A 16,916-nucleotide genomic window follows, 5' to 3' on the forward strand; every position below is an offset into this window, starting at 1 on the left:
ATACCGCGTGATCTATCGATCGCGGCGGTCGCGGTACCGAACGATCAATCTTCGCCAAATTCCTCCCGGGAGTATGGGTCCCGGCGTTCGCCAGGACGACACCGAATGTGAGGATCGCCGCCCGGCTCCATATTGACTCCCCCAGAATTCGTTATACAACATAACTATTCTGATAAGGACGCAAATGACACAGGGAAACGCCGAGACCGCTGCCGCGGGTGCCTCCGGGCTTTTGAGGATCGAGCGGGCGGACCGGGTTCTGACCGTTGGTCTGAACCGGCCGGCGAAGCGCAATGCGCTCAATGACGGCATCATCCTGGAAATCGGCGAGTGTTTTGCCTCCCTGCCCGAGGACATCGGCGCGGTCGTCATCCACGGCATCGGCGACCATTTCTCCAGCGGTCTCGACCTGTCCGAATTGACCGAGCACGACGCGACCGGCGGCCTGCTGCATTCCCAGATGTGGCACCGGGTGTTCGACCGCATACAGTACAGCCGCGTGCCCGTGATCGCGGCGCTGAGGGGAGCCGTGATCGGCGGCGGGCTGGAGCTTGCCTGCGCGGCGCATATCCGCGTCGCCGAGCCCTCGACCTATTTCGCGCTGCCGGAGGGACAGCGCGGCATCTTCGTCGGCGGCGGCGGCTCGGTGCGGCTGCCGCGGCTGATCGGCGTCGCCAGGATGATGGACATGATGCTGACCGGACGCGTCTACAGCGCGACCGAAGGCGCGTCCTACGGCTTCGCGCAATATCTGACGGAGGCTGGCAACGGGCTCGGCAAGGCGCTGGAGCTTGCAACGAAGATCGCCTCCAACGCGCCGCTGACCAATTTTGCCGTGCTCCAGGCGCTGCCGATGATCGCGGAGGCCAATCCGCAGACCGGTCTTCTGATGGAATCGCTGATGGCAACGGTGGCGCAGAGCGACAAGGAAGCAAAACGCAGGATCCGCGAATTCCTCGAACACAAGACCGCAAAGGTAAAGCCGAAGTCATGAGCGCGCAGCCGTCCTCTTCCAGCACGGAGCGCGGCGCGAGCACTTTGCCGCTGCGGCCGATCTCGTTCGGCGATCCCGTCGTCAATGTCGAGCGGCGCGATGACGGCACGATCTACCTCAGGCCGAAGCAGCCGCTCGGCGACTACCCGGTCCGCATCACCGACCGCCTGCATCATTGGGCCCAGACCACGCCGGACCGCGTCTTCATGGCCGAGCGCGAAGGCGGCCGCGGCTGGCGCAAGATCACCTATGCCGAACTGCTCGCCGCGAGCCGGCACATCGCATCAAGCCTGATTGCGCGCGGTCTGTCGGCGGAGCGCCCGGTCGTCATCCTCTCCGGCAATTCGATCGACCATGCCCTGCTCGCCTTCGGCGCGTTCTATGCCGGCGTTCCGTTCTGCCCGGTGTCGCCGGCCTATTCGCTGGTGTCGAAGGATTACGGCAAGCTGTCCTATCTGATGAAACTGCTGACGCCCGGCCTCGTTTTCGCCGAGGATGCCGACAAGTTCGCCGATGCGCTCACCGCCAATGTCTCGCTCGGCACCGAGATCGCCGCGTCCTATGGCCATGTGCCGGGCCGCGACGTCACCCTGCTCGCCGACCTCATGGCAACGCCGCTCCGCAGCGACCTCGACGACGTCCACGGCAGGATCGGCCCCGACACGATCGCAAAATTCCTGCTGACCTCGGGCTCGACCGGCAATCCCAAGGCCGTCATCAACACCCAGCGCATGATCTGCGCCAACCAGGTGATGCTGCGCGAGACGCTCGCCTTTCTCAAGGACGAGCCGCCCGTCATCATCGACTGGCTGCCCTGGAATCACACCTTTGGCGGCAACCACAATATCGGATTGACGCTCTACAACGGCGGCTCGATGTATCTGGACGCCGGCAAGCCGATGCCCGGCGGCATCGAGGAGACCGTGCGCAATCTCCAGGAGATTTCGCCCACGGTCTACTTCAACGTGCCCAAGGGCTACGAATCGCTGTTGCCGTATCTGCGCGACGACCAGGGCCTGCGCGCAAAGTTCTTCGACCGGCTGCACGCGATGTTCTTCTCGGGCGCGGCGCTGTCGCCCTTCGTCTGGAACAGCCTCGACGAGCTTGCGGTGAAGGAAAAAGGCTACCGCGTGCCGATGCTGACCGGCTTGGGCGCCACCGAGACCGCGCCGTTCTTCATGTCGGTCAATCCGCGCACCAGCCGTTCCGGCCATGTCGGCCTGCCCGTCTCGGGCAACGACGCCAAGCTGGTGCCGAACAACGGCAAGCTGGAGGTCCGCTGCAAGGGGCCGAACGTGATGCCCGGCTACTGGCGTCAGCCCGACATCACCGCAAAATGCTTCGACGAGGAAGGATTCTACAAGCTCGGCGATGCGCTCAAGCCGACCGATCCCGATGATCTCAACGCCGGCTTCGACTTCGACGGCCGGGTCAGCGAGGATTTCAAGCTGGCGAGCGGCACCTGGGTCAGCGTCGGTCCCTTGCGCGCGCGCTTCGTTGCGGCCTGTGCCCCGCTGGTGCGCGACGTCGTCATCGCCGGCATCAACCGTGACGAGATCTCCGCGCTGGTCGTGCTCGACCTCGACGGCTGCCGGCTGATCAACCCGACGCTGCCGACCGACGATCTCGTCGTCGCCACGCGGGACCGGCTGGTGCGCGAGGCATTTCGCGAACGCCTGACGCGTTTTCTCAGCCAGGCCACCGGCTCCTCGACACGGATCACGCGCGCGATCCTGATGGACACGCCGCTGTCGATCGACAAGGGCGAAGTCACCGACAAGGGCTCGATCAACCAGCGTGCGGTGCTGGAGCATCGCGGCGAGCTGATCGAGGAGCTCTACGCTGCCAATCCATCGAACCGTGTGATATCGGTCGCTTGAGAAATCATCGCAAAAGGAGAACGCCATGTTGTTGAAGGATCAGGCAGCCATCGTGACCGGCGGCGCATCGGGATTGGGTGCGGCGACCGCGCGAAAGCTGGCGGCGCAGGGCGCCAAGGTCGCGGTGTTCGATCTCAATGCCAAGCTCGCGGAAACCGTCGCCGCCGAGATCAAGGGCGTCGCCGTAACCTGCGACGTTTCCGACGCCGCCTCCGCTGAAGCCGCGATCGCGCAGGCGACGAAGGCCCATGGCCCGGCCCGCGTGCTGGTCAATTGCGCCGGCATCGGCGTTGCCAAGCGCGTGGTCGGCCGCGACGGCCCGATGGCGCTCGCCGATTTCGACAAGGTGATCAAGGTCAATCTGATCGGCACCTTCAACATGCTGCGCCTTGCCGCGACCGAGATGTCCAGGCTGGAGCCGCAGGCGACCGGCGAGCGCGGCGTCATCATCAACACGGCGTCCGTCGCCGCCTATGACGGCCAGATCGGCCAGTCCGCCTATTCGGCGTCCAAGGGCGGCATCGTCGGCATGACGCTGCCGATCGCGCGCGAGCTGGCGCAGTTCGGCGTCCGCGTGCTGACGATCGCGCCCGGCCTGTTCCTGACGCCGCTGCTCGCGAACCTGCCGCAGGAAGCCCAGGACTCGCTCGCCGCCGCGATCCCCTTCCCGCGCCGGCTCGGCAATGCCGACGAATTCGCCGCGCTCGCGCTGCACATGGTCGAGAATGCGTATCTGAACGGCGAAGTGGTGCGCCTCGACGGATCGCTGCGCATGGCGCCGAAATAAGGCGCCGCGCATGTTCGTGAACCGGCGCGAGGTCCAGATCCAGTGGGGCGATTGCGACCCCGCCAACATCGTCTATTACCCGCGCTATTTCGCGATGTTCGACGATTCGACCTCGACCCTGTTCGAGGTCGCCGGCTTCTCGAAGCAGGATCTGGTCCGCAAATACGGCCTGGTGGGCATCCCGATGGTCGACACGCGGGCCAAGTTCTACATTCCCTCGACCTATGGCGACTGGATCACCATCGAGACGAGGATCGAGAGCATCAAGCGCTCGAGCTTCGAGGTGAAGCACAACGTCTACAAGGGCGAGGCGCTGGCGATCGAGGGGTTCGAGACCCGCGTGCTGGTCGGCCGCGATCCCGTTAACCCCGACAAGCTGAAATCGGCACCGTTCCCGGCGGAAATGGTAGCGAAGTTCACGGGGAGTTGAGCCTGGAGCTAAATCGCCGCATCACCAAAAGAGGGGGCTGAATTACCCCCCGATTTCTGCTTTCAAAGAAACACGTAAAGGGAGGAATAGATGAAACGCTTTTACCTGACCGCCGCCATCACCGTGGCGGCACTTGCCCTGCCGGCCATGCCCGCGCTGGCCCAGACCAGCGAGATCACCATCGGCATCACCACCACGACGACCGGCCCGGGCGCCGCGCTCGGCATTCCCGAGCGCAACGCGCTGGAGTTCGTGCCGAAGGAGATCGGCGGCGTGCCGCTGAAGGTGATCGTGCTCGACGACGGCGGCGATCCCACCACTGCGACCACCAATGCCCGCCGCTTCGTGACCGAATCCAAGGCCGACATCATCATGGGCTCGGCGCTGACGCCGTCGACCATCGCGGTCTCCAACGTCGCCAATGAAGCCGGCATCCCGCATTTCGGTCTTGCGCCCTTCCCGATCACGCCCGAGCGCATGAAGTGGTCGATCGCCATGCCGCAGCCGATCCCGATCGTGGGCAAGGTTCTGTACGACCACATGAAGTCCAAGGGCGTGAAGACGCTCGGCTATATCGGCTATTCCGACTCCTACGGCGACCTCTGGTTCAACGACCTCAAGGCCCAGGCCGTGCCGATGGGCATGACCATCGTCGACGAGGAGCGCTTCGCACGTCCTGACACCTCGGTGACCGGGCAGGTGCTGAAGCTCGTTGCCGCCAATCCCGATGCGATCCTGGTCGGCGCATCCGGCACCGCGGCCGCGCTGCCGCAGACCGAGCTGCGCGAACGCGGTTACAAGGGCCTGATCTACCAGACCCACGGTGCGGCCAGCATGGACTTCATCCGCATCGCCGGCAAGGCGGCCGAGGGCGTGCTGATGGCCTCCGGTCCGGTCATGGACCCCGAGGACCAGCCGGACAGCGCGCTGACCAAGAAGCCGGGCCTCGCGCTGAACTCGGCCTATGAAGCCAAATATGGCCCGAACAGCCGCAGTCAGTTCGCCGGCCATTCCTATGACGCGTTCGAGATCCTCAAGCGCATCATTCCAGTGGCGTTGAAGACGGCGAAGCCGGGCACGCCGGAATTCCGCGAAGCCATCCGCCAGGCGCTGCTGACGGAGAAGGAGCTCGCGGCGAGCCAGGGCGTCTACAACTTCACCGAAAAGGACCGCTACGGCCTCGACCAGCGCTCGCGCATCCTGCTCACGGTGAAGGACGGCAAGTACTCGCTGGTGAAGTAGGTGCGACGAAAGATCTGAGACGACGAGAGCCGGCCCGATGGGCCGGCTCTTTTGTTTTTGCTCCGGACTCTCAGATCGTCATGGCCGGGCTTGTCCCGGCCATCCACGCCTTGCCACGCGGCGCGAAGAACGTGGATGCCCCGGACAAGCCCGGCCATGACGAAGCGGATACGGCGCGTTCCTACGCTGCCTGCCGCAGCGGGATCCAGGCGAATTCGGGATAGTATGTCTCCATCATGCGATCGACATAGGCGGTGAGGTTTGGAAATCCCTCGGCCCGCTGGCGCAGTCCGGACTCGAAGAAAGGCGTCAGGATTCCGGCGAGCGCGCCGAAGGCGGTGGCATCGACGCCGCAGGGCTTGCTGCCCATCAGGTACGCCCTGTCGCCGAGTTGCACCGACAGCGCGAAGAGTGAGCGGACCGCGAGATCGACGTCGTCATCCGGCGCATGGCGGCCGAGGCCGGAGAGCAGATAGTTCTCGGCGACACGGAATTGCGCATCCTCGCGCAGCTTCTCGCGATTGTGCTCCGGCGCGCCATCGAAGAAATGCGCAGGCCCCTTGGCGAAATTGACCGGATCGACCCAGCGCGCGCCGACCAGCGCCCAATAGACGTGATGCTCGATCATGCGCTCGAACGCCCAGGCCTGCGCGCGCTCGGCCAGCGACAGGCCGGCGTCGAAATCGAAGCCGTAGCGGCGCTCGATATGGGCGCGGATGAAGGTGGAATCAGCCACGGCTTCGCCGCCATCGTCGATGAAGGGCAGCTGTCCCTTGGGCGACGCGGGCGGCATAGCCCGCTCCTTCCGGTAGGGCAGGCCCGCCATCTTGAGCTGCACCTCGGTCTTGGTGACGAAGGGGCTGATTTCCGGCAGGCCGAAGCCGGTGCCAAAGCCGTAAAGCGTGATCATGAAGCTCTCCCGAACCTGTCGAACGCGTTGAAGGAACCTAGCGGCCGGCTGCTGCCACCATGGTGGCAGCAGCCGTGATATCTTCTGCGAAGCGAGCCCCTCGCCAGGCGCGGGCCATCACATGGCGAACCAGCGCATCCGCGGCATGGACCAGCGAACGCGTCACGGCGGTCGCGAGCGCAAGGCGGAGGTCGACGACCGTGGAATCAAGCGAAACGAAGCAGCTGAACGCCCAGGCCCGCCACGCCTGGATCTGGAAAGGCTGGCTCCGCCACAACGGGCCGGCCGGGCCGAAATGGGTTGGAATGATCATGGACAAATCCTCTTCAGTCGATGTGTTGTCCCGGTATAGAACTCCCCTGCTGCCAACATCCTGTCAGCAGCCGCGCGCCGCCCTCTGAAGAGACCACCGAGAAAAAAGCAGTGACAAGGGACCTGTCATGAGACGCGCCGACCGGCTGTTTCAAATCATCCAGGTGCTGAGGCGCACGCGGAAGCCGCTGACGGCGGACGCGATCGCGGCCGAGCTCGAGACCTCGAAGCGCACGATCTATCGCGACATCGCGACGCTGATCGGCCAGCGCGTGCCGATCCGCGGCGAGGCCGGCATGGGCTACATCCTGGAAAAGGGTTTTGACCTCCCGCCGCTCATGCTGACACCCGACGAGATCGAGGCGGCGGTGCTGGGCGCGCAATGGGTCGCGGGCCACGCCGACTCCGCGCTGGCGCGCGCGGCCGAAGACTTGATGGCCAAGATCGCCGACACCGTGCCTGAGCGCTTGCGGCCCTTCGTGCTGGAGCCGGCGAGCCGGGCGCGGCCGAGCTGGAACAGGGAGCCGGACCGCCTGGACATGGCCCGCACCCGCACCCAGATCCACGAAGGCAAGAAGATCATGCTGCGCTATCGCGACGAGCAAGGCCGCCCCAGCGAGCGCGTTGTCTGGCCGATTTCGGTCGGCTATCTCGAAGCGGTGCGGCTCCTGGCGGCCTGGTGCGAGCTGCGCGGCGACTTCCGCAGCTTCCGCACCGACCGCGTGGTCGAGGCGACCTATCTCGACGAGAAATATCCGGAGCGGCGCGACGTGCTGCGCGCAAGATGGCGCCAGAGCCTGGTCTGGGGTCCGCCAAAGGACACGTGACGATGGAAGAGAGCTCCCTCATCGATCTGTCGAGCTGTTGCCAGGGTTGCGGGGCCTGCTGCGGCTATTCGGCGAACTGGCCGCGCTTCTCGATCGAGAGCGACGAGGAGCTTGCCGCTATTCCCGAGACGCTGGTCAACGAGCGCCAGTCCGGCATGCGCTGCGAGGGTGATCGCTGCTCGGCATTGGATGGAGAAATCGGCAAGTCGACCGCTTGCGGCATCTACCAGGTGCGGCCGGAAGTATGCCGCACCTGCATGCCGGGCGACGCCGAATGCGCAATGGCGCGACGGAAGTTCGGCTTGCCTGTTATAGAGGCCGCCTAAAGCGCGAAGCAGAATTAGGCGGGAACGGCTTCGCTGATTTCGTCGTCGAGCTCGTCATCGAGCGGCGCGAGCACCGAGAGCGGCTTGGTCGACAGCGTGATCGGCTTGCGCCCGCCCGACAGCGACGGTGAGGATTTCGACGTGCGTTCGCGCGACAGCGCGTAGAGCGTCGAGCCGACGCGGCCGCCGTTCTCGATCAGGTCACGCTCGCTGCAGCTTGCTGCGATCGCGACCGCCAGCGAGTGCAAATGGCTGCGGCGGTAGCAAAACAGCGCCAGCTTGGCGCGCGCGTCAGGGGAAACACTCTCAACCAGCCTCGGCAGCCCACTTTCGCTGGCGCGATACATCTCGCCAAGGAGCTCGTCGCGGACCGGGCAGAAATCGCTTTCAAAGGTGTCGCGGCTTGAAAACATTGCAGTTCTCCCTCGTGTGGGGAAGATGCAGCGCAATTCTCTAACGAAGGGTTAACCACGCTGCCCGGTGGTCGCCCGGAGTGCCTGCGCCCTTGCCGCGAATCAGAGGGCGCGAGGGCGCAAATGCCCTCCCGGCGTCATGGCCGGGCTTGTCCCGGCCATCCACGGAGAGCCAAGTGGCACGAAGAACGTGGATGCCCGGGACAAGCCCGGCCATGACGACCTCTCGTGATGCAAGCGATTGCTTCCAGCCAAAGGCCGCAGGGACGGCCGCTCTCAGTTCGCCGCCATGAAGATGGAGAGGCCGAAGCCGGTGAGATGGTGCAGCGCCTGGTCGACGCCGATCAGGGTCCAGAACCAGGGATGCGCAAGGTCGACGCCGAAATTCGCCGAGACGAATCCCTTGGCGCGGTCGATCGTGATGTGGATCATGAAATCGACCAGCGCCACGAACCAGAATTTCGGCGCCACGATCAGAATCAACGGCAGCGCAACGGCAAGGTGGATCAGGCAGTGCACCAGAAGCGGCAGAGCCCAGCCATGCTTCTGGTCCTTGCCGTGCGCCATCCAGGCGGTCTGAAGAACGAAATCGGCGATGATGTGCTTGAAGGTCAGCAGCAACATCCAGCCAATGAGCGCTTCAAGCGGAATCGCCGATGACATGGGTGGAAACGACAAGCTAACGCCCTCATTGACGTGACGAGAAGAATTGGAGCGTTCAGCGCAGCTTCTTCTTGGACCGGTCAATTCGCCGGGACGCGTGATTTATGACATCTCCCGCGGCGGAATGCAGCGGGGGGAACCGGAAAATCGCCAACTGTGGCTAACTGGTGATAGGATGACCAATCGCCGCGGACACATCGAGTAAGGTTACCTTCGGCTCGAAATTTGCATTCTGCTACCGTCGCGCTATCATTGGCGATAGAGAATATCGTTCTTTTTTCAGACGTTTACGAATTGCAGGGCGCCCGCCACGAGCCGGTGTCATCCGAGACTTAAGGCCAGAGTGCTGCCATGAGTACTGAAGGCCCCATCTCATCGCCGACCGCACCGGCGCCCCGGCGCCCCAAGGTGATCAAGACAAATCAGCAGCAGGTTTTCCTGTACGTCGTGCTGACCCTGCTGTTGTCGTTCGCCACCGTCTGGGGTGGTCGCGCTTTGCTGCACAATTCGGAGACGCTGACCTTTGCCGTCGGCGCTCCCAATAGTGACGAGGCGCTGTTCGCGGCCAAGCTCGCCGTCGTGCTGAAGAACAACGCCTCGCGCTTCCGGATCAAGATCGTCAACAATGCAGACGACGCCAAGGCGCTGGCACAGTTCGATCGCAGGCAGGCTGACCTCGCCGTCCTGCGTACCGACGCCAAGGTGCCGCTGCGGGCGCGCGCCCTCGCGATTCTCGAGCATGATCTCGTGCTCCTGCTTGGTCCCGGCAACAAGAAGATCAAGTCGATCGCCGATCTGAAGAAGAGGAAGGTCGCGGTCTTGGCCGAGAATGAATCCTCCCTCGCCTTCGTCCGCAGCATCCTCGACATCTCCCACGGTCCCGACGCTGCGAGGATCCAGATGGCGCCGCAGGGCGTAACGCTCGACAAGCTGTTTGCACCGTCAAACGGCTTTGGCGCGGTGATCGCCATCGTCCACGCCTCCGGGGCAGTCAGGGACAAGGCCTATGAGCACCTCGCCAGGCGCGGCGGCTTCACGCTCAACGCGATCGACGAGGTCAAGGCGCTGGCGCGCAAATTCCCCGGCATTTCCAGCGAGACGCTGACGGCGGGCACGCTGTCGGCTTCGCCGCAGATTCCCGACGACGACCTCGACACGATCGGGCTCGAATGGCTGCTGGTCGCGCAATCCAGAATGTCGGTATCCACGGCGGGCGAACTGGCCCGCACCATCTACGAGAACAAGTCCGCGCTCGGGCTCGACAACGGCTTCGCCACCAGGATAGAGCCGGCCTCCGTCGAGAAGGACGCCTTCGTGATGGCACATCAGGGGGCAGCCGACTACATCAACGACGACACCAAATCGTTCATGGATAAGTACAGCGACCTGTTGTATGTGGGCGCCGCGGCGCTCAGCGTCATCGGCTCGATCTTTGCGGCGATCTACACCAAGATCACCCGCATCGCGCCGGAGAAGGCCAGCGAGCTCTCGACCGCCATCCTCGACATCGGCGAGCGGATCGAGCATGCCCACTCGCTGGATCAGCTCGAATGTCTCCAGGACGAGCTGGAGGCCATCCTGCGCGGCGCCGTTATCGGCCTGCGAGACGGCACCATCAGTAGCGACGGGCTCGACACCTTCAAGCTCGGCTACGAATTCGTCCGCGACGAGATCGGCATGCGCCGCGACTATTTGAAACGTCATGCCAGCGAAGCCGAGAAGACGGTGCGCGATGAGGCCCCTGCCCAGCCGGACGACAGCAATGTCGTGGTGGTGAAGACGGCCCAGAGCGCCTGATCCGCCGGATCGCTAGCCGGGCGCAGCAGCGCCGATAAAAGGCGCTACACCGTCGTTGACGGCCTCCGCCCGGGCGGGCACCTTGGCGCCGACAATGGAGACAAGAATGTCGGACACCGCCGACGCAGCCACCGGCCCCCTGCTCGAAATCACCGGCGCACGCGCCACCATCCGCCTCAACCGACCCAGGCATCTCAACCGGCTCCAGGCGGAGGATCTGGACGAACTGGTCAGACTGTTCGACCGGATCGAGGCCGATCCCGATATTCGCGTGCTGGTGCTGACCGGCACCGGGCGTGCGTTCTCCGCGGGCTACGATCTCAACTCGGTGGCGGAGCGCGCGGTCAGCGCGAACGAGCAGCAGAGCGCGGGCTCGGCCTTCGCGGTGGTCGTCAACCGGCTGGAGGATTTGGGCGTACCGACGATCTGCCGGCTCAACGGCGGCGTCTATGGCGGCTCGACCGACCTGGCGCTCGCCTGCGATTTCCGGATCGGGGTCGATACCGCGGAAATGTTCATGCCGGCGGCGCGGCTTGGGCTGCATTATTACCCGAGCGGCATCAAACGCTACGTGACGCGCCTCGGCCCGGACAATGCGAAGAAGCTGTTCCTGACCGCGCAGAAGATCAGCGCGCCGGAGATGCTGCGCATCGGCTATCTCACCGCGATGGTGCCGGTGGAATTCCTGGACGAGGAGGTCGACAGGCTCGCCGGCGTCCTCGCGGGCAACGCGCCGCAGGCGATGCGCGGCATGAAACGCGCCATCAACGAGTTCGCCCGCGGCGAACTCGATGAGGAAGCCGCCGACCAGCGCCACCGCGACAGCATGCGCGGCGACGAGATCAAGGAAGGCATCAGGGCATTTGCCGAGAAGCGGACACCGCGGTTTTGAGGGTGGCGCGTAGCGTTTGCCGGTCGTCGGTCAGGGACTCTGAGGATGCGCCTCGCGCTCCGCTGTCGTCCCGGACAAGCGTAGCGAAGCGGAGCGCCGATCCGGGATCCGTAGCCACAGGGTGCGGTTATGACGCCGAGACGGCAACTCCGGGTCTTTGCAGAACTTCTCGCTGTGGCTGGGTCCCGGGTTTGCGCTGCGCGCGCCCCCGGGACGACTGCGGAGATTGGAGGACCAGCGCTAACCTTCCACAGCCTTGGCATGCTGCGCAGCCATTTCCTCATCCGCCGCCGTGATCCGCCGGAATGCCGGCCGCGCCGTCATGCGCTCCGCATAGCGGACGAAGACGTCCTTCTTCGGCACGATACCGAACATCATGGTCCAGCTGAACGCGACCCCCCACAACACGTCGGCGGCCGTCATGCGCTCGCCGAGCAGATACGGCCCCTTCGACAGCTGCGTCTCGAGCGCACCCAACATGGTGTCGTAGTCGGCATAGGGCGACTGCGTGATCGGCGCTGGCTCGCGTTGCATGAACTTGTCGATCAGGGCCGGCTCGAACGACGACCCGTAATACGCGATCCAGCGGAGGTAGGGGCCGCGGAGCGGATCGGTCAGAGAGGGCGTGAGGCCGGCCTGCGGAAACCGGTCAGCGAGATAGATGGTGATGGCGACCTGCTCGGTCACCAGCGCCTCGCCGTGACCGATCGCCGGTACCTTGCCGAGCGGGTTGATGGCAAGATAGGCGGACTGACGCTGCTCGCCGGCCTTCATGTTGAGGACATGGAGGTCGTAAGGAGCTTCCAGCTCCTCCAGCAGCACCCGCGTGCCGGTGGCGCGCGTCTGCGGCGAATAATACAGCGTGATGCGGTTCGGATCGGTCATGGCAGTCTCCATCTGGCCTTTTGGCGATGGCGCAGCTTGTAGCGGACCATACCTGACATCTTCTGTCAGGTATGGTTTAAGGGATCATGCGCGCGAGCCGGATGCTGTCGATCCTCACCACCCTCCAGGCCAGAGGGCGGATCACCGCGCCTGAGCTTGCGGAGGCCTGCGAGGTCTCGGTGCGCACGATCTATCGCGACATCGACGCGCTCGCGGCGTCCGGCGTCCCCGTCTACGCCGACCGCGGCGCCGAAGGCGGCTATCGCCTGCTCGACGGCTATCGCGTGCGGCTGAATGGGCTGTCGCAGACCGAGGCAGGAGCGCTGTTTCTGGCGGGATTGCCTGGCCCGGCGGCGGCGCTCGGGCTGGACGCGGCGATGATCGCCGCGCAGAACAAGCTGATGGCCGCGCTGCCTGCGAATCTGCGCGAGGACGCCGGGCGGATGCAGGAGCGTTTTCACCTGGACGCGCCGGGCTGGTTCGGCGAGGCGGAAGACCCGAAGCACCTGCGCTCCATCGCCGGCGCCGTGCTGCGCGGGACGCTGATCAGGATCCGCTACCAGAGCTGGCGCGCGGAGAAGCAGCGCCGCGTCGCCCCGCTCGGCCTCGTGCTGAAGGGCGGCAGCTGGTATCTCGCCGGCCAGGTCGACGGCAGCGTGCGCACCTATCGCGTCGCGCGCGTGCTCGACTGCACGGCGCTCGACGACCGCTTCGATCGTCCCGCCAGCTTCGATCTCGCCGCCTATTGGCAGGCAGCGACGCTGCGCCTCGAGGCCGAGATGCATCCGAATGTCGCGATCGTGCGGCTGTCGCCGTTCGGCGTGAAGCTGCTCGACGCGCTGAGCCAGCCCTACGTCAAGGCGCGCACACAGCTGGAAGAAACCACCGATGCCGACGGCTGGTGCATCGCGCGCGTGCCCGTCGGCAAGACGTCATGGCACGCCGCAGCGGAATTGTTGCGGCTTGGTCCAGAAGCCGAAGTGCTCGAGCCCGCCGACCTCCGCGACAAGATGGCAGAGATGACGCAAGCAATGGCTGCGCGCTATTGCGTGGTGCGAAAAGCCTTACGGCGGCACATTTTGCCGCAGCCCGCGAAACAATCCTGAAACACGATTCTCCTCATCCCGTGTGAACGCGATCGCATCTCGTCTCGACCGAGATGCAGGGACACAACAATGGCCTAGCGCCAAATGGAGAATGAAGATGTTTCGTAAGCTTGCTCTTGGTCTGATCGCCGCCGGCTCGCTCGGTGTTGCCGCGCTCGCCCCCACCGCCGCCTCGGCCGGCGGTTTCCATCATCACCACTGGGGTCACGGCTGGGGCTTTGGCGGCGTCTACGTCAACACTGGCGTCAGCAACTGCTACCAGGAGCGCCTCGTCCGGACCCGTCATGGCCTGCGCGTGCGCGTCGTGAATGTCTGCGCCTACGGGATCTACTGATAGCTCGCGTTCACGACAAAGCTCCGGTCGCATCGCGGCCGGAGCTTTGCGTTCATGAAACAGGCTGCCGCTGCCGGCGAAACCAGGCCCAGGTCTCGCGCGTCGTCCTGATGTAACCGCGGCCGCGATGGACGATCTCGCCGTCGACGATCTCGTTCAGCCTCGGCAGCGCGTGAAAGGGGATCGACGGATAGGCGTGGTGCTCGACATGGTAAGGCATGTTCCACGCGAACCATTTGACGACCGCGCCGGTGTAGGTGGTGCGGGTGTTGTGGAAGGCGCTGCGGGTACGTTCGCAACCGGTGTGCTCGGCATAGAGATAAGGCCGCAGGAAGAACTGCCCGATGACGAGCGGGACGATCCAGACCCAAAGCAGCAGCGCTGACGAGAACCACAGCGAGAGCGCGAGCAGCAGGACATAAAGCGCGACATAGACACGCGCCTCTCGCACGATGACCGCACGCTTGCATTCGGGAATCCAGGGGACGACGACCTTGCCGGTGACGGCATGGCCGAGCATCAGGCGGAGACGGCCTGCGACCTGGAGCAGGCCGCTGTAAGCGATCGCCAATTGCGTGTCGGATGTCGGCTTCACCCCGACGATCAGCTCGGGATCCTTGTCCGGATCCTGGGTGTAGCGGTGGTGGTCCCAGTGAAACAGGCAGTAATATTCGTAGGGCAATCCGATGATGAAAGCCGAGAGATGGCCCACCGCGAGATTGAGGCCGCGGCTCCTGAACGCGGTCTTGTGCGCGGTTTCGTGCACTGCCATGAACAGGAAGGCGACGACATAGCCCTGCACCGCCATCAGCGGCAGCGCCCACAGCACGCCCCAGGTCGACGAAACCTTCCAGATCGACGCGCCCACCAGCAGGATCACGCCGTAATGGCCGAGGCTCTGCGCCGCCCCCCTGAGATCGGAGCGAACCGACAATTCGCGCAGCATGGCCGGCGTCAGCGGCTTCAGGCGATGACCGGACTCTGAAACGGTTGCGTCGCTCATGATCGGTTGCCCGCCCTACTTGCTGAGAAGCTCGGCGACCTCGGCCTTGATGAAGGCCTGGTCGCGCGGATTGTTGACTGGGTTGCCGGCGCGATGGCCATGCAGCGACGGGATCGGATGCAGCACGGCCGATTTCGCGTTGACCAGCCGGCCGAGTTCGTCCTCGTTGTCGCGGACGTCGAAATAGCGATCGGTCGCGCCCGGCATCAGCAGCATGTGCGCCTTGATCGCCGCCAGCGCGCGATCGAGGTCGCCACCAAACTCCTCACTACGGCTGATGTCGCCGCGCTGCCAGATGCCGACCTGCGCCAGCAGGTCGTTGGCATCGCGCCGGGCAAACGTCGCGTCCCAGGTGCGGACGAGATAGTCCTCCAGCGAGGTGAAGCCGGCTTCGCGCCAGAGCTCGTCGCGATAGAAGCCGTGCGACATCGCCCAGCCGGCATACACCCGCCCCATGGCGCGATAGCCGGCGACGGGCTTTTCCACGAAGCGTCCGTCGCGGAAGGCGGGATCGGCGGTGAGCGCGGCCTTCACGCTTTCCAGGAAGACGTAATTGTAGGGCGCGCAACGCGCGCTGCTGCAGACGACCGCAGCGCGCTCGACCATGTCAGGATGCAGCGCCGCCCAGTGATAGGCCTGCATGCCGCCCATCGACCAGCCATAGACGAGCGCAAGCTTCGAAATGCCGAAGCGTTCGGTGAGGAGCCGGTGCTGGACCGCGATGGCATCGTCATAACTCACCTCGGGGAATGGCGCGAGCACATTCGAAGGCGAGGACGACAGGCCGTTGCCGAACAGGTTCGGGATGATGATGAAGTAACGCGTGGGATCGAGCACGCCGTCGGGCCCGATCAGCCATTCGGTGTCGGTATGCTGCGCGCTGAACGAGGTCGGATAGAGGATGACGTTGTCCCTGGCCGGGCTCAGCGTGCCGTAGGTCTTGTAGGCGAGCTTCATCGAGCGGAAGACGGCCCTGGACTGCAGCGTGACGTCGCCGGCCTCGAAAATCTCGTAGTCGCGCTGCGCCGTCATGCATCCAACTCCCTGCTCACGCAGCCTTAGTACGCCGTGCATTCCGCGATGCATCGATCATGCCGATCCTGCGAATGCGGGCGGTTGCAGCAGCAGATTCAATAACTGTACTAATAGTACATTTATTGAGGACTGGCAAGATAAATCTGCCGGCACACCGGCTCAGGCGATGGCCGCGAGATAACGCGCGACCGACGCGGCGAACGCGGCCTTGGCGCCGCTAGCGATGTTGCGGCCCCACCAGGCTCCGTAGATCCGGTCGAAGGCGAGCGGCTCGACGGCTGCCGCGATCCGCCGCACCGCGGCGGCGTTGAGCGGCATGTAATTCGGATAGGAAAACATGAAGCTGACGCAGCGCCGGTCCATCGTCACCTGAGCGACGTCCCCGGTGAGCAGCGCGCCCCTGCCGTCCGCACCGCGCGCATAATGCAGCACGGTGGCGCCGGCGAAGTGGCCGCCGGTGCGCAGCAACAGCACGTCATCGGAGATGCGATGGCTTTCGCCGGTCCAGTGCACGATCGCGGGATGAGGCCGTGTGACAAAAGCGCGGTCGTCGGCGTGCAGATAGACCGGCACGCCGCCGAACGTATCGCTCCAGTCAGCGACCGCACCATAGTAATGCGGATGCGAGATCGCGATGGCCCTTAGCCCGCCGAGTGCGGCGACATATTGCATGGCCTCATCGGTCGCAAGCGGAATGCAATCCCACATCACGCAGCCGTCGCCTTGAGGCACCAGCAATGCACGCTGCCCGATGGCAAAGCTCGGCTCCATCCCGATCCCGGTGAGGCCAAGGTCGTCGCGTCCCACCAGCCGGTGCCGGCGCGCGAGTTCCTCGCGCGCGAGAAAGGTCTGCCCGTTCCAGTTCACGAACTGCCGCTCGTCCTCACAAATCGGGCAGGAGTCGGGCGTTGCTGCGCGTGAGGGAAATTGGGCGCCGCAGGTTTCGCAGGTCCAGAGAGGCATGGCTTGTGCTCCTTGGCAAGATCGCAGGATGACATTGCGGACAAGCTCCCGGCAAGCTCGATGAGCGGAAGAGTGACGGGCGCCAGCGCTCAGGTCGGTCGCCCAGCGGCGCTCCTG

At 64.7% G+C, this 16,916-nt stretch carries 19 protein-coding genes; 11 read left to right on the forward strand and 8 right to left on the reverse strand.

All coding sequences use genetic code 11. From position 1 onward, the window contains the following. Positions 1-184 precede the first annotated feature (184 nt). From XH87_RS19930 to XH87_RS19950, 5 genes are all read left to right on the forward strand, one after another. A complete protein-coding gene (locus XH87_RS19930; protein ID WP_212342212.1) occupies positions 185-994 on the forward strand; it encodes a crotonase/enoyl-CoA hydratase family protein in 810 nt (269 codons plus the stop codon). Beyond that, positions 991-2,874 (forward strand): feruloyl-CoA synthase, encoded by a 1,884-nt coding sequence (locus XH87_RS19935; protein ID WP_271588563.1) that lies wholly within the window; start codon positions 991-993, stop codon positions 2,872-2,874. Before XH87_RS19930 ends, XH87_RS19935 begins: the two co-directional genes overlap by 4 nt. Positions 2,875-2,899: 25 nt before the next feature. Beyond that, complete coding sequence (locus tag XH87_RS19940) at positions 2,900-3,661, forward strand: SDR family NAD(P)-dependent oxidoreductase (protein ID WP_061881038.1); 762 nt, start codon at positions 2,900-2,902, stop codon at positions 3,659-3,661. A 10-nt stretch (positions 3,662-3,671) separates the two neighbouring features. Next, a complete protein-coding gene (locus XH87_RS19945; RefSeq protein ID WP_024340606.1) occupies positions 3,672-4,091 on the forward strand; it encodes an acyl-CoA thioesterase in 420 nt (139 codons plus the stop codon). A gap of 90 nt (positions 4,092-4,181) precedes the next feature. Next, a complete protein-coding gene (locus tag XH87_RS19950; RefSeq protein WP_271588564.1) occupies positions 4,182-5,333 on the forward strand; it encodes an ABC transporter substrate-binding protein in 1,152 nt (383 codons plus the stop codon). 181 nt (positions 5,334-5,514) lie between these two features. Here the strand turns inward: XH87_RS19950 and XH87_RS19955 are convergent, their stop codons facing one another. After that, a complete protein-coding gene (locus tag XH87_RS19955; protein ID WP_035711230.1) occupies positions 5,515-6,243 on the reverse strand; it encodes a glutathione S-transferase family protein in 729 nt (242 codons plus the stop codon). A gap of 37 nt (positions 6,244-6,280) precedes the next feature. Continuing rightward, entirely contained in the window at positions 6,281-6,556 is a 276-nt protein-coding gene (locus tag XH87_RS19960) for a hypothetical protein (RefSeq protein ID WP_271588565.1), read from the reverse strand. Between the two features lie 127 nt (positions 6,557-6,683). On the opposite strand from XH87_RS19960, the gene XH87_RS19965 reads away from it, so the two are divergent. Both XH87_RS19965 and XH87_RS19970 read left to right on the forward strand, forming a co-directional pair. After that, positions 6,684-7,382, forward strand: coding sequence for a helix-turn-helix transcriptional regulator (locus XH87_RS19965; RefSeq protein WP_271588566.1), 699 nt, complete (start codon positions 6,684-6,686; stop codon positions 7,380-7,382). Between the two features lie 2 nt (positions 7,383-7,384). Continuing rightward, positions 7,385-7,708, forward strand: coding sequence for a YkgJ family cysteine cluster protein (locus XH87_RS19970; RefSeq protein WP_271588567.1), 324 nt, complete (start codon positions 7,385-7,387; stop codon positions 7,706-7,708). A 14-nt stretch (positions 7,709-7,722) separates the two neighbouring features. On the opposite strand, the gene XH87_RS19975 is transcribed toward XH87_RS19970, so the two are convergent. Then, positions 7,723-8,121 (reverse strand): hypothetical protein, encoded by a 399-nt coding sequence (locus XH87_RS19975; RefSeq protein ID WP_271588568.1) that lies wholly within the window; start codon positions 8,119-8,121, stop codon positions 7,723-7,725. Between the two features lie 276 nt (positions 8,122-8,397). Beyond that, entirely contained in the window at positions 8,398-8,745 is a 348-nt protein-coding gene (locus XH87_RS19980; RefSeq protein WP_271588706.1) for a DUF3307 domain-containing protein, read from the reverse strand. Between the two features lie 390 nt (positions 8,746-9,135). On the opposite strand from XH87_RS19980, the gene XH87_RS19985 reads away from it, so the two are divergent. Then, complete coding sequence (locus XH87_RS19985; RefSeq protein ID WP_271588569.1) at positions 9,136-10,581, forward strand: TAXI family TRAP transporter solute-binding subunit; 1,446 nt, start codon at positions 9,136-9,138, stop codon at positions 10,579-10,581. Positions 10,582-10,687: 106 nt separating this feature from the next. Continuing rightward, positions 10,688-11,473: an enoyl-CoA hydratase/isomerase family protein gene (locus XH87_RS19990; protein WP_271588570.1), complete on the forward strand. Its 786-nt coding sequence runs from the start codon at positions 10,688-10,690 to the stop codon at positions 11,471-11,473. Positions 11,474-11,713: 240 nt separating this feature from the next. Here XH87_RS19990 and XH87_RS19995 read toward each other — a convergent pair whose 3' ends face one another. Beyond that, complete coding sequence (locus tag XH87_RS19995; RefSeq protein WP_271588571.1) at positions 11,714-12,358, reverse strand: glutathione S-transferase family protein; 645 nt, start codon at positions 12,356-12,358, stop codon at positions 11,714-11,716. A gap of 86 nt (positions 12,359-12,444) precedes the next feature. On the opposite strand from XH87_RS19995, the gene XH87_RS20000 reads away from it, so the two are divergent. After that, entirely contained in the window at positions 12,445-13,464 is a 1,020-nt protein-coding gene (locus tag XH87_RS20000) for a helix-turn-helix transcriptional regulator (protein WP_271588572.1), read from the forward strand. A 97-nt stretch (positions 13,465-13,561) separates the two neighbouring features. Further along, positions 13,562-13,798, forward strand: a complete 237-nt coding sequence (locus XH87_RS20005) for a hypothetical protein (protein ID WP_158668204.1) — start codon at positions 13,562-13,564, stop codon at positions 13,796-13,798. 52 nt (positions 13,799-13,850) lie between these two features. On the opposite strand, the gene XH87_RS20010 is transcribed toward XH87_RS20005, so the two are convergent. The 3 genes from XH87_RS20010 to XH87_RS20020 all read right to left on the reverse strand — a co-directional run bounded on the left by XH87_RS20010 (position 13,851) and on the right by XH87_RS20020 (position 16,799). Further along, the gene (locus XH87_RS20010; RefSeq protein WP_271588573.1) at positions 13,851-14,801 is read right to left on the reverse strand and encodes a fatty acid desaturase; all 951 of its coding nucleotides are present in this window, start codon (positions 14,799-14,801) and stop codon (positions 13,851-13,853) included. 15 nt (positions 14,802-14,816) lie between these two features. After that, positions 14,817-15,833 (reverse strand): alpha/beta fold hydrolase, encoded by a 1,017-nt coding sequence (locus tag XH87_RS20015; protein ID WP_271588574.1) that lies wholly within the window; start codon positions 15,831-15,833, stop codon positions 14,817-14,819. Between the two features lie 162 nt (positions 15,834-15,995). Then, complete coding sequence (locus XH87_RS20020; protein ID WP_271588575.1) at positions 15,996-16,799, reverse strand: MBL fold metallo-hydrolase; 804 nt, start codon at positions 16,797-16,799, stop codon at positions 15,996-15,998. Between the last annotated feature and the right edge of the window lie 117 nt (positions 16,800-16,916).

This window comes from Bradyrhizobium sp. CCBAU 53415, assembly GCF_028128735.1.
In the GTDB taxonomy this organism is placed as follows: domain Bacteria; phylum Pseudomonadota; class Alphaproteobacteria; order Rhizobiales; family Xanthobacteraceae; genus Bradyrhizobium.